Origin of the sequence: Mycobacterium basiliense, assembly GCF_900292015.1 — a bacterium.
Lineage (GTDB): Bacteria > Actinomycetota > Actinomycetes > Mycobacteriales > Mycobacteriaceae > Mycobacterium > Mycobacterium basiliense.
Genome location: NZ_LR130759.1, coordinates 3,366,670 through 3,378,672, shown reverse-complemented (window position 1 = coordinate 3,378,672; position 12,003 = coordinate 3,366,670). Strand labels below are relative to the sequence as shown.

Annotated in this window: 11 protein-coding genes; 6 read left to right on the top strand and 5 right to left on the bottom strand. The window is 64.4% G+C overall.

Going from position 1 to position 12,003, the window contains the following annotated elements; genetic code table 11:
• The first annotated feature begins 72 nt into the window (after window positions 1-72).
• Window positions 73-429 carry a HesB/IscA family protein gene (locus MB901379_RS14245; RefSeq protein WP_158017267.1) on the top strand — a complete coding sequence of 119 codons (357 nt, stop codon included), beginning with the start codon at window positions 73-75 and terminating at the stop codon, window positions 427-429.
• A 38-nt stretch (window positions 430-467) separates the two neighbouring features.
• Here MB901379_RS14245 and MB901379_RS14240 read toward each other — a convergent pair whose 3' ends face one another.
• Window positions 468-1,151 carry an Rv0361 family membrane protein gene (locus tag MB901379_RS14240; RefSeq protein WP_158017266.1) on the bottom strand — a complete coding sequence of 228 codons (684 nt, stop codon included), beginning with the start codon at window positions 1,149-1,151 and terminating at the stop codon, window positions 468-470.
• A gap of 190 nt (window positions 1,152-1,341) precedes the next feature.
• Here MB901379_RS14240 and MB901379_RS14235 point away from each other — a divergent pair, with 190 nt between their 5' ends.
• Window positions 1,342-2,316 carry a carbohydrate kinase family protein gene (locus tag MB901379_RS14235; protein WP_158017265.1) on the top strand — a complete coding sequence of 325 codons (975 nt, stop codon included), beginning with the start codon at window positions 1,342-1,344 and terminating at the stop codon, window positions 2,314-2,316.
• Window positions 2,317-2,388: 72 nt separating this feature from the next.
• Here the strand turns inward: MB901379_RS14235 and asnB are convergent, their stop codons facing one another.
• Window positions 2,389-4,374: an asparagine synthase (glutamine-hydrolyzing) gene (asnB, locus tag MB901379_RS14230; RefSeq protein ID WP_158017264.1), complete on the bottom strand. Its 1,986-nt coding sequence runs from the start codon at window positions 4,372-4,374 to the stop codon at window positions 2,389-2,391.
• Window positions 4,375-4,631: 257 nt separating this feature from the next.
• On the opposite strand from asnB, the gene ctaC reads away from it, so the two are divergent.
• From ctaC to MB901379_RS14210, 4 genes are all read left to right on the top strand, one after another.
• Window positions 4,632-5,744: an aa3-type cytochrome oxidase subunit II gene (ctaC, locus tag MB901379_RS14225; protein WP_158017263.1), complete on the top strand. Its 1,113-nt coding sequence runs from the start codon at window positions 4,632-4,634 to the stop codon at window positions 5,742-5,744.
• Window positions 5,745-5,752: 8 nt separating this feature from the next.
• Window positions 5,753-6,172 (top strand): cytochrome c oxidase subunit 4, encoded by a 420-nt coding sequence (locus MB901379_RS14220; protein ID WP_158017262.1) that lies wholly within the window; start codon window positions 5,753-5,755, stop codon window positions 6,170-6,172.
• Between the two features lie 185 nt (window positions 6,173-6,357).
• Window positions 6,358-7,323: an MmpS family transport accessory protein gene (locus MB901379_RS14215; RefSeq protein WP_158017261.1), complete on the top strand. Its 966-nt coding sequence runs from the start codon at window positions 6,358-6,360 to the stop codon at window positions 7,321-7,323.
• Window positions 7,323-7,964: a DUF2561 family protein gene (locus MB901379_RS14210; protein WP_158017260.1), complete on the top strand. Its 642-nt coding sequence runs from the start codon at window positions 7,323-7,325 to the stop codon at window positions 7,962-7,964. The genes MB901379_RS14215 and MB901379_RS14210 overlap by 1 nt, the downstream gene beginning before the upstream one ends.
• 246 nt (window positions 7,965-8,210) lie before the next feature.
• Here MB901379_RS14210 and qcrB read toward each other — a convergent pair whose 3' ends face one another.
• From qcrB to qcrC, 3 genes are read right to left on the bottom strand one after another with little or no spacing between them, the layout of a single operon-like run.
• Window positions 8,211-9,899, bottom strand: coding sequence for a cytochrome bc1 complex cytochrome b subunit (gene qcrB, locus MB901379_RS14205; protein ID WP_158017259.1), 1,689 nt, complete (start codon window positions 9,897-9,899; stop codon window positions 8,211-8,213).
• Window positions 9,896-11,080, bottom strand: coding sequence for a cytochrome bc1 complex Rieske iron-sulfur subunit (qcrA, locus tag MB901379_RS14200; RefSeq protein ID WP_158017258.1), 1,185 nt, complete (start codon window positions 11,078-11,080; stop codon window positions 9,896-9,898). Before qcrA ends, qcrB begins: the two co-directional genes overlap by 4 nt.
• Window positions 11,077-11,982 (bottom strand): cytochrome bc1 complex diheme cytochrome c subunit, encoded by a 906-nt coding sequence (gene qcrC, locus MB901379_RS14195; protein WP_408632292.1) that lies wholly within the window; start codon window positions 11,980-11,982, stop codon window positions 11,077-11,079. The genes qcrA and qcrC overlap by 4 nt, the downstream gene beginning before the upstream one ends.
• Window positions 11,983-12,003: the final 21 nt, after the last annotated feature.

The window sequence follows — 12,003 nt, the reverse complement described above, 5'->3', positions numbered from 1 at the left end:
TCCCCGGAGACGGCCCCAGGCTGAATGCAGTCGGGGCGGGCCCACCCAACCATGAGGCATGTAGGAGAAGCAATGACGGTGCAGAATGAGACGGGCGCCAAGACTCACGGCGTGATCCTGACCGAGGCTGCTGCCAGCAAGGCAAAGTCCCTGTTGGAGCAGGAGGGGCGTGACGATCTGTCGCTGCGGATCGCGGTGCAGCCGGGCGGTTGTGCCGGGTTGCGCTACAACCTTTTCTTCGACGACCGCACTCTCGACGGTGATCTGACCGCCGAGTTCGGCGGCGTGACGCTGACGGTGGACCGGATGAGCGCGCCCTATGTGGAGGGTGCCTCGATCGACTTTGTGGACACCATCGAAAAGCAAGGTTTCACCATCGATAACCCCAATGCCACGGGTTCGTGCGCCTGCGGGGACTCGTTCAACTAACCGACTAGCGGGCGGGGTAGGGCCCCGTCCCGGCCTGGCTAGTACTGTCCAGCGGTGCGCAGCACGTAGGAGCAGACCAGAACCTGACCGCGCTGGAACAGCAGCTGCGCGATGCCCTGTACCTGACCTTTTGGTGGTCCGCCGGTAGCGGGGGTCACCTCCATGGTGAAGAGCACCTGGGCCTGATATTGCGACCAATAGACAATCTTGTCGATCGACGTCACCTCGGCCTTGGAGAACTGTTTGCGAAACGCATCACTGCTCAACTTGGCCAGCGCCTGATCGGATCGCTTGTCTTTGACGCCGTCGTAGATACCGCACAATGCGTTGCGGACAATGACGTCGACGTCGCGGTGCTCCAGCGCGTTCAGGTACCCCTGAATTGCCGTCCTGGCCGACGATTCGGTGAAGGTACCTCCGCTGCTGGCGCCGTTAGTGCGGACACCGTACGCAATCACCGCGGTCAGCGCCGCGACCAAGGCGACTGCCAGCAGGGCGCCGATCAGTACCTGTTTGTGGCGCCTCTTGCGGGGCGCGGTCGGTTGCATACCGTGATATGGGGCCGGCAAAGGAGGCGGGTGGTCCGCCATGGTGGGGGCGTAGGCCGGCCCGGTGTCGCCGATGTCGTTGGGATACTCGAGAGGCTCGTGGGGTCCTGCCTCCGGGTATGGTCGAGGTTCTTGGGTGCCCACGGCGGGGTTCGGCGGGTACGGACCGGCCATCGTGGTTCTCCTACGGTGGTGGACGAGACGGCATATGGATCGCCGTCCAATAGGGGATCTCGGCCACAAGCTGAGTTCCCTAGGCAGGCTAGCGCAATACCTGCCGACGGCTGTCGACGCGACGGAGCGGGCCGTGACACCGATAATTGTGAGAGGCTAGACGACCTTAGCGGTAAAGGACGGAGATTTTGTGACGATTGCGGTAACTGGTTCGATTGCGACCGACCATCTGATGCGGTTTCCTGGACGATTTTCCGAGCAGCTGCTGCCCGAACACCTGCACAAGGTGTCGCTGAGCTTCTTGGTCGACGACTTGGTGGTGCATCGCGGTGGTGTGGCTGGAAACATGGCCTTCGCCATCGGTGTGCTGGGCGGCGACGTGGCGCTGGTTGGCGCGGCCGGTGCCGACTTCGCCGAGTATCGCGACTGGCTAAAGGCCCACGGGGTCAACTGCGACCATGTCCTGATCTCCGAGGTCGCCCATACCGCACGTTTCACCTGTACCACCGACGTCGACATGGCCCAGATCGCGTCGTTCTATCCGGGTGCCATGTCGGAGGCCCGCAACATCAAGCTCGCCGACGTGGTGTCGGCCACCGGCACTCCGGATCTGGTGATCATCGGCGCCAACGACCCCGAGGCGATGTTCTTGCACACCGAGGAGTGCCGGAAGCTCGGGCTGGCCTTTGCCGCCGACCCGTCGCAGCAGTTGGCGCGGTTGTCCGGGCAGGAAATCCGCAAGCTTATCCACGGTGCCGCCTACTTGTTCACCAACGACTACGAATGGGACCTGCTGTTGTCCAAGACAGGCTGGTCCGAGGCGGAAGTGATGGCTCAGATCGATCTGAGGGTGACCACGCTGGGCCCGAAGGGCGTCGACCTGGTGCAGCCCGACGGCACCTCCGTCCACGTCGGCGTGGTTCCCGAAACCAGCCAGACCGACCCCACCGGCGTCGGCGACGCCTTCCGCGCCGGTTTCTTGACCGGGCGAAGCGCCGGGCTGAGCCTGGAGCGCTCGGCTCAGTTGGGTTCGCTGGTTGCCGTGCTGGTGCTGGAGTCGACTGGAACCCAAGAGTGGCAGTGGGACCATCGGGCGGCGGTGGCCCGGCTCGCCGGTGCCTACGGCGATGACGCAGCCGCCGAGATCTCCGCGGTGTTGGCCTAGTCCGCCGAGCAGACACAGAATCGCACTACGCGGGTGCCCCGCGTGCAATTCTGTGTCTGCTCGCCAGGTGGTCTAGAGCTCGACGGGATACTGCGGCGCAGTGATCTGCGGTACCACGCTGTGCTCTATGAAGATGGCGTGCCAGAGCATGAAGATCAGCACGGTCCATAACCGGCGACTGTGATCGCTGGCGCCGGTGCGATGCTCGTCGAGCATCCGGCTGACGGCGGCCAGGTCGATCAGCTCACCCGCCTGCGACGCGGCGAGCATCGTATAGGCCCATTCGAGTAGCTCGCCGGCGCGTAGCCAATGCCGGATCGGGACCGGGAACCCGAGTTTGGGCCGGTGCAGCACATGCGCGGGCACGATCGGCTCCAGCGCGCGCCGCAGCGCGTACTTGGTGGTGGTGCGAGTGATTTTGGCCTGCAGCGGCAACCGCGAGGCAACGGCGAACACCTCAGGATCCAGGAACGGCACCCGCAGTTCCAGCGAATTGGCCATCGTCATCTTGTCCGCCTTGACCAAGATGTCGCCGCGAAGCCAGGTGAACAGGTCGATGTGTTGCATTCTGGCCACCGGGTCCCAGCCGGTTGATTCGGCGTACAGCGGCGCAGTCACGTCGGTGTGGGCCCATTGCTCCCGGAACCCGGGGAGCACGTCGCGCAATTGCGCGTCGGAAAAGCTCCGCGCGTTCCCGTAGTAACGCTCTTCGAGCGTCAGCGAGCCGCGGTGCAGCAGGCTCTTGCCGCGCATGCCGTCCGGCAGTGGCTTGGACACCTTGCCCATGGACCGACGGAGCGGTCGGGGCAGGTAATCGAAGGGCTTCAGCGAGAGCGGCTCGCGGTAGATGGTGTAGCCCCCGAACAGCTCGTCGGCGCCTTCCCCCGAGAGCACCACTTTGACGTGCTTGCGGGCCTCCCGGGCGACGAAAAACAACGGCACCAACGCGGGGTCGGCGACTGGCTCGTCGAGGTACCACACAATCTCGGGCAGCGCGGCGACGAACTCTTCCGCGCTGACCACCTTGGCGATGTGGCGGGCACCAATGGCCTCGGCTGAGGCCACGGCGACATCGAGCTCAGAAAAGCCTTCGCGCTCGAACCCGGTAGTAAACGTGATCAGCCGCGGGTTGTGCTGGATGGCCAGCGCAGCGATCGCGGTGGAGTCGATACCCCCGGAGAGAAACGAACCGACGGTGACGTCAGCGCGCATGTGCTTGGCCACCGAATCTTGCAGCACCGCCGTGATCTCGTCATAGCGGGCCTGCTCGGTGTCGGGGGTGATCGGCACGGCCGCAAACCGTGGGACGAAATAGCGGGTGACCTCCGGCTCCGCTCCGGGCCGGATGCGCGCGGAGCAGCCAGATTCGAGCCGGCGCACACCGCGATGCAAGGTCTCGGGCTCGGGCACGTATTGCAGGACCGTGTAATGCTGCACCGCGCGGTGGTCGATTCCGCTGGCCCCGGCGTCGAAGCCCACCATGTCGGCCAGGTCCAGCAGGCATTTCTTCTCGCTGGCCACCGCGGTCCCGCCGGTCCCGGTTGCGATGAACAGCGGCTTGATGCCGAACGGGTCGCGGGCGCAGAACAATTCGCGGGTCACGGTGTCCCACAGGGCAAAGGCGAACATGCCGCGTAGCCGCCTGAGGACGTCGTTGCCCCAATAGTGGAACCCGGCGACAATCGACTCACCGTCGCCGTCGGTGGCGAACTGCGCGCCGTGTCGGGTGCTGAGTTCGTCGCGCAGCTCGAGGTAGTTGTAGATCTCGCCGTTGAACACCAGCACGTAACGCTGGGGAGCCTCCGGGGGCCCCCAGCGTAGTGGTTGATGCGAATGGGCGATGTCGATGATGGACAGCCGGTTGAACCCGAACACGACGGACCCATCCGAGTCCGGATCAGTCCAGGTGCCCGGCTCGTCGGGGCCGCGGTGGCGCATCAAGTGCGCCGCGCGGGCAATCGCGTTGTCGGCGGCCGCAGCGTGGCGCGCAGCAGCGTCGGGGTCGTCAGCGTCGGCGGCGCCGGCCGGGGCCGCGACGAAGGCCAGCAGTCCACACACGGCGCCCCAGTATGCCGCACTCGGCGGTGCTTTTGTGGGCGGCGCCCGCCGGCTCGGGTGAAGTCGGTGGGCGCTCGGCGGTTCAGCGGCCCCGCCCGCCGTCGCCGGCTCCCGGGGCGCCGTTGGGGACCGCGTCGTCGCCCGCGTAGGCGGCGTGGTCTACGCTGCGTAGTATTCGAATCCGAGTTAGCCGACTGTTCCCGCCAGATGCGGCGCCTAACAGGTGTCGGCCCAGCTTGTGATACAGGAGGCGCAACGTGACACCTCGCGAGCCAGGTCGTTCGCAAAGCTTGTCGCAGTGCAATTCTCAGAGTGATTCCGACGCCCGGCGGCGAGGTGCACGGCGCCGCGCCCCGCGCCTTCGACTGCTGGCAATGGCCGCGACGTTGGCCGTGCTGGCTGTCACTCTGAGCGGTTGTAGCTGGTCGGAAGCACTAGGCCTGGGCTGGCCGAACGGCATCACGCCCGAAGGCAAGCTGAACCGGGAATTGTGGATCGGCGCCGTGATCGCTTCGCTGGTGGTCGGTGTCATCGTGTGGGGACTGATCTTCTGGTCGGCCGCCTTCCACCGGAAGAAGAAGACCGACACCGACTTTCCGCGCCAGTTTGGTTACAACATGCCCTTGGAGCTGGTGCTTACCGTCACGCCGTTCCTGATCATCTCGGTGTTGTTCTATTTCACCGTTGTCGTCCAGGAAAAGATGCTGCACCTTGCCGACGACCCCGAGGTCGTGATCGATGTCACGGCTTTCCAATGGAACTGGAAGTTTGGCTACCAACGGGTCGACTTCCATGACCATACCTTGACCTACGACGGCGCCGACGAGACTCGCAAACGGGCGGTGGAATCCAAGCCCGAGGGCAAGGACGCGCACGGTGAAGAGTTGGTTGGACCGGTGGCCGGGCGCAACACCGAAGATCGCAGCTACCTGAACTTCGACAAGGTCGAGACCCTGGGAACTACCACGGAGATTCCGGTTTTGGTTTTGCCGGCCGGCAAGCGAATCGAGTTCCAACTGAACTCCGCGGACGTGATCCACGCCTTCTGGGTGCCGGAGTTCTTGTTCAAACGCGACGTAATGCCCAACCCGGTCGCGAATAACTCCGTCAATAGGTTTCAGATCGAGGAGATCACCCAGACGGGAGCATTTGTCGGACACTGCGCCGAGATGTGTGGCACCTATCACTCGATGATGAACTTTGAAGTTCGCGTGGTATCCGCCAACGACTTCAAGGCCTACCTGCAGCAACGTATCGAAGGGAAGACCAACGCGCAGGCACTGCAGGCGATTAACCAGCCACCACTGGCGGTCACTACCCATCCGTTCGACACCCGCCGCGGCGAATTGGCCCCGACGCCAGTAGGTTAGGACACCCAATGCACATTGAAGCCAGGCTGTTCGAGTTTGTCGCAGCGTTCTTCGTCCTAACGGCCGTACTGTACGGTGTCGTGACCTCGATGTTCGCCACCGGTGGGGTGGAGTGGGCCGGCACCACTGCGCTGGCGCTGACCGGTGGCATGGCGTTGATCGTGGCCACCTTCTTCCGCTTTGTTGCTCGCCGACTCGATACTCGGCCCGAGGACTACGAGGGCGCTGAAATCAGCGACGGTGCAGGGGAATTGGGTTTCTTCAGTCCGCACAGCTGGTGGCCGGTCATGGTCGCACTGTCCGCTTCGGTTGCGGCCACTGGAATCGCACTATGGTTGCCATGGCTCATCGTTGCCGGTGTGGTATTCGTCCTCGGCTCGGCCGCCGGTCTGGTTTTTGAGTACTACGTTGGACCCGAGAAACACTGATTCGAGCCGGGAAGGTCACAATCAGGGCATCAGTTGATCAGTGGCCAGTTCGCCGAGACTTCTTTGCTCTACCTCGTTGGGTAGGGTTTTCGATGCACAGTGAGAATTCACCGAGCGCGGCGTGCAAAAATGCAGCCGCTTAGCTCCGTGCTTTGGTGAGGCAGTTTGGACAGGGTAGGGCAAACATGAGCGGGCCGAATCCGCCGGGACGGGGACCTGACGAACCCGACTACGCCGGCGATTCCAGCGCTGAACTGGAACCCCTTAGTGACACCGGCAATGAGCCGGATGCCGGCGGCAACGAGGGAGACCTGGAACCCCTCGGCGATAGTTCCCACGTTCCCGACCTGGGGTCCCACCTGGAGCCCACCGACCAAACATCGGACACGGATGAGGCCTACTCGAGGGCGTACTCGGCGCTAGAGTCCGAGCAATTCGTCAGCGGATCCTACATACCGGCTGAGCTGAGCCTTTACGACTATGACGGCTACGACGACTCCTCCGATCTCGATGAGGAACAAAGCGCTCCGCGCTGGCCGTGGGTGGTCGGGATCGCGGCCATCCTGGCCGCGGTCGCATTGGTGACCTCGGTGTCACTGCTGGTCACACGTACCGACCCAAAGAGCCTCGCGAACCCCGGAACCACGTCGTCGGCTCCACCGGTGCAGGACGAAATTACGACGACCAAACCGCCGCCGCCTCCTCCTCCGCCACCACCCACTTCCGAGATCCCGACAGCGACGGAGACGCAAACAGTGACGGTGACACCCCCGCCTCCGCCGCCGCCGCCGGAAACCACCGCGCCACCGCCCCCGGTAAGCACCAGTGCAACCCCGCCGGCTGCGGTGCCGCCGCCCACCACAACCACCACGTTGGCCGGTCCTCGGCAAGTCACCTATTCGGTAACCGGCACCAAGGCGCCGGGCGACATCATCTCGGTGACCTACGTCGATGCCTCAGGTCGACGGCGGACGCAGCACAACGTGTACATCCCGTGGTCGATGACCGTCACACCGATCTCCCAATCCGATGTGGGCTCGGTGGAGGCGTCCAGCCTGTTCCGGGTCAGCAGACTCAACTGCTCGATTACGACCAGCGATGGAACGGTGCTGTCATCGAACAGCAATGACGCACCGCAGACGAGCTGCTGATGCTCGGCCGATACTCCGCGTACCGGCGTGGACCGGACGCAGTCGTCGCTCCGGAAGTAATCGACCGGATTCTCATCGGTGCGTGTGCCGCGGTCTGGCTGGTGCTGGTGGGCGTAAGCGTGGCAGCGGTGGTTGCCCTGGCCGACCTGGGCCGGGGATTCCACAAGATGTCGAGTGATTCGCACACCACCTGGGTGTTGTATGCGGTCATCATCGTCTCCGCACTGATCATTGCCGGAGCGATCCCCATGCTGTTGCGGGCTCGCCACCTGGTCGATACCGAATCGTCCTCCAGGGCGGTGCAGTCGCGCGGGAGCAGGCAGCAGGTTAGATTGGGTAACTCCGCGACCCGCGGCCTGGCCGGTGCGGCGGCCCGTCGGGATGGAGTCAAGGCCGCCAATGCGACCACCGAGTGGTCCGGTGAGGCGGTGGATCGGATCTGGCTGCGTGGGGCCGTGGCGCTCACCGGCGCGATGGGCACGGCGCTGATTGCGGCCGCGGTAGCCACCTATCTCATGGCGGTTGGTCACGACGGCGCGTCGTGGGTCAGCTACGCATTTGGCGGGGTCATTACCGCGGGAATGCCGGCGATCGAGTGGTTTTCTGTTCGGCAGCTGCGCCGGGTGGTTGCCACACCATAGCCCCGGGGGTAGCGCCCGAGGGTCGGCCGTGTCGAGGGCCGTCGGCGTTGTCCGGGCGGTGCCGACGCCGCGGGCCAGCGGTTTCTTGATTTGCTAGCGCGGGATCTTTGCGATCTGGAAGATCGCTCGCCCAGCCCGCAAGTGGCTGGGCGAGCCCGATGTCCGCGCAAGTCAGAGCTGAAGAGCCGCCGATCGCTCAGCGGGCCCCGCAGGGGTGACCCGCTAAGCGATCGGTCTGGCAGTCGCTTAGTGCTCGGCGTGCCCGTCGTCGGGTGTGCCGACGACGTTTTCCTGGTATTCGCGCAACGCGGTAAGGGCGCGTTGTTCGGCGGTATGACCCGCCTCGCGCAGTGCCGCGTCCTCGGACGCCGGATCGGCGAACAAAAAGCTCCCGGTGCCGGGGGATCCCGCCGAGCCCAACTTGTTCATGCGTTTGGGCAGCGCAGAGCCCTGGTATTCCAGCGGCAGCGGGTGACCATGGTCGTCGACCGGGCCGAGTGGCTGGTGCAACTCGATGTAGGCCCCGTGCGGCAGTCGCTTGATAATGCCCGTCTCGATACCGTGCTCAAGCACCGCCCGGTCGCTGCGCTGCAATCCGATGGACCACCGGTAGCTGATGAAGTACACAACCGGCGGAAGAACCACCATGCCGATACGGCCGATCCACGTCGTGGCGTTCAACGAGATGTGGAACTTCAGCGCGATGATGTCGTTCATCGCTGCGAGTGTGAGCAACATGTAGAAGGAGATCGCCATTGCGCCCACCGCGGTCCGCACCGGAGCGTCTCGCGGCCGTTGCAGCAGATTGTGGTGGGCGTAGTCGCCGGTGAACCGCTTCTCCATGAACGGGTAGACGATCAGCAGGATAAAGATGAGGCCCATAATCAGTGCCACCCACACCGCCGCCGGGACAGTGTGATGCCAGAAGTAGAACTCCCACGGCGGCCAGATTCGAGCCAGGCCTTCGGTCCACATCATGTAGAAGTCCGGCTGGGAGCCCGCCGAAACGTGGGATGGCTTGTAGGGACCTAGGTTCCAGATCGGGTTGATCTGCAGCAGGCCGCCCATCAGGCCCAACACGCCGGTGATGGCGGCGAAAAACGCGCCGGACTTCACCGCGAACACAGGCATGACGCGCACGCCGACGACGTTGTGCTCGGTGCGGCCCGGGCCGGGGAACTGGGTGTGCTTCTGGAACCACACCAGGGCCAGGTGCATCCCGATTAGGGCCAGGATGATCCCAGGCAGCAGCAGGATATGCAGCGAGTACATCCGGGGGATGATGTAGCCCGCCGCCGTACAGTTGTCGCCCACGCCGCCGCAGGGGAAGTCGCCTCCGAATAGCGCCCAGTGCAGCCAGGTGCCGATGATCGGCATGCCCAGCGTGATTGAGGAAAGGGCCGCCCGCAGCCCGATGCCCGACAGCAGGTCATCGGGCAGCGAGTATCCGAAATATCCCTCGAACATGGCCAAGATCAACAGCAGCGAACCGATCACCCAGTTGGCCTCTCGGGGCCGGCGGAACGCGCCGGTGAAGAAGATGCGTGCCAGGTGAACCATGATCGCGGCGGCGAACATCAGTGCCGCCCAGTGATGCACCTGGCGGACGAACAGGCCGCCACGCACCTCGAAGGAAATGTCGAGCGCCGACGCGTAGGCCTTCGACATTTCCACCCCTCGCAGCGGCTGGTAGACGCCGTTGTAGGTGACGTCGGTCATGGAGGGATCGAAGAACAGCGTGAGATATACGCCGGTGATCAGCAGCACGATGAAGCTGTACAGCGCGATCTCGCCGAGCAAGAAGGACCAGTGGGTCGGGAAGACCTTGTTGAACTGTCTGCGCAGCGCGGCCGCGGGGTGATAGCGCGTATCGACGTCCTCGGCCTGGCGGGCCAGAACATCACCGATCTTTGGCGGGCTGAGTTTTGGACTCATGTTGTTGTGCGCTCCCAGAATGCCGGTCCGACGGGCTCGATGAAGTCGCCGTTGGCGACCAGATACCCCTCGGTGTCGATTGTGATGGGCAGCTGCGCCAGTGCGCGCGCCGCCGGACCGAATATCGGCTTGGCGAAATGCAGCGCGTCGAACTGGGACTGATGACACGGGCACAAGATTCGGTAGGACTGCTGCTCATACAACGAAGACGGGCAGCCCAGGTGCGAGCAGACCTTCGTGAAGGCGAAAAGCTCGCCGAAGTTGAAGCTCTCCTGGTTCTGCCGCTTGACTACACGGTGCATGTCGCTGGGTTTGATCCGGATCAGCATTACCGGGTTGCGGACGCCCAGCGCGATCTGCTGCAGCTTTTCATGTGATTCCACGGTGGTGCCGTCGCCGTCGGATACCCGCCAGGGAAACACCGTCTCCATGCCGCCGGCATCGAGGTCCTCGGGGCGCATCTTGGTGAACGGCGGTCCGTCGCCAAGTCCGGTGGCCCGGGCCAGATAGATTGTTTCGCCCTTGTACCGCGGGGTCCACCCCGACGTCCACAACACGGCCTTCTTGCCCTCGGCGGTCGGGACGACCGGTTTCCACGGATTCTTGATGAGACCGCCAGCAAACGCGACCAAGGTACCGAGTCCGAAGGCGCCCATACCCACACCCAGGGACAGCCCCACGAGCTTGCGACGTCGGATCGTCGAGCTCTCGAAGGCGTCTGCCAGGTTGGCCACCACCGTCTTGCGGTCGACTTCGCGGGAGGCTCCGTCGTGCCGGTCCTGAATCGTAATCTCTTCTGGGATAAAGCGTTTTTGGAACAGCACCGCACCCACGGCAATGGCTAGGACGGACATTCCGAAGGTCAGCCCGTACAACGGGGTAGCCAGCGAGTACATCAAGTTCCCCGCGTCCCCGCGGGGCCTGTACTCCCATGGCCAAAACAGGAAGACCAGCAGCAGCGCGAGCCCAAATACGCCGCCCAGCAAAAGCCAAAGCGCCACTCCCCGCTCGGCCCGCTTCTCGGCCTTGGTGCCCTCGACCGGCCAGCGGGGCTCTTTATAGGCGATGTTGACCCCGTCGAGCTTGCCGCCCAACTCCAGTAGTTCCTGCTGCGACATCTCGGCCAGCGCGGCCTCGTCGGGCTCGCGCGAAACGCCGGTATCGTTCGAGCCGTCGCTCATGATCGCGCCCCAATCCACAGTGCCAGTCCGATAGCGGCGACCATGCCGATGATCCAGATCGCCATGCCCTCGGGTGCGGGTCCGAATCCGCCAAGTCCGTAACCACCGGGCTGCCGCTCCTCGGCGACGGCCCTGACGTAGGCGATGATGTCCTTTTTCGCGTCGAACGACAGCTGGCGGTCGGCGAACTTGGGCATGTTCTGCGGACCGGTCAGCATCGCGGTGAGGATTTGTTGCTCATTGGCGGGGCCCAGGTCGGGGGCGAACTTGCCCGATGACAGCGCACCGCCCTTTCCGGTGAAGTTATGGCAGGACGTGCAGTTCAGCCGGAACAGATCGCCGCCGCGGCCCAGGTCGCTTCCGCGCAGTGATTGCATGGCGATGCTGCCGTCGGGGTTGCGCACCACGGTGGGGCCGCCGCCGTTTGCCTGCACATAAGCGCCGAGGGCATCGGTTTGTGCCTCGTCGAAGATCGGGTCTTTGCGCTGAGCCTGAGCCTCACCACGCACGGCTGGCATCCGCCCGGTCGACACCTGGAAGTAGACGGCCGCCTCGCCGACGCCGATCAGGCTTGGCCCATGGTCGGCCACACCCTGCAGGTTGGCGCCGTGGCAAGAGACGCACGACGTGTCGAAGAGTTGCTTGCCCGTTCGCAGCAGGGCCGAGGACGATTCGTCGGCGACCGCCACCTGCGGTGTGGGGGTCAGCACCGCGGCCAGCCCGCCGGCGATGGTCAGCGCAATCAGCAGCAGCAGTCCACCCGACAACCGGCGGTGCAATCGGCGTCGCGTTCGAACGGCTCGCTGCTGCTCGGCCGGGCGCCTACGCGAGGCACGCAGTGGCCCGCCGAGCCGGCCAATCGGCTTGGTAGCACCGGATCGGGTGAACCCCAGTTTCTTCAACTGAGCACTCCTGTTCGTTCC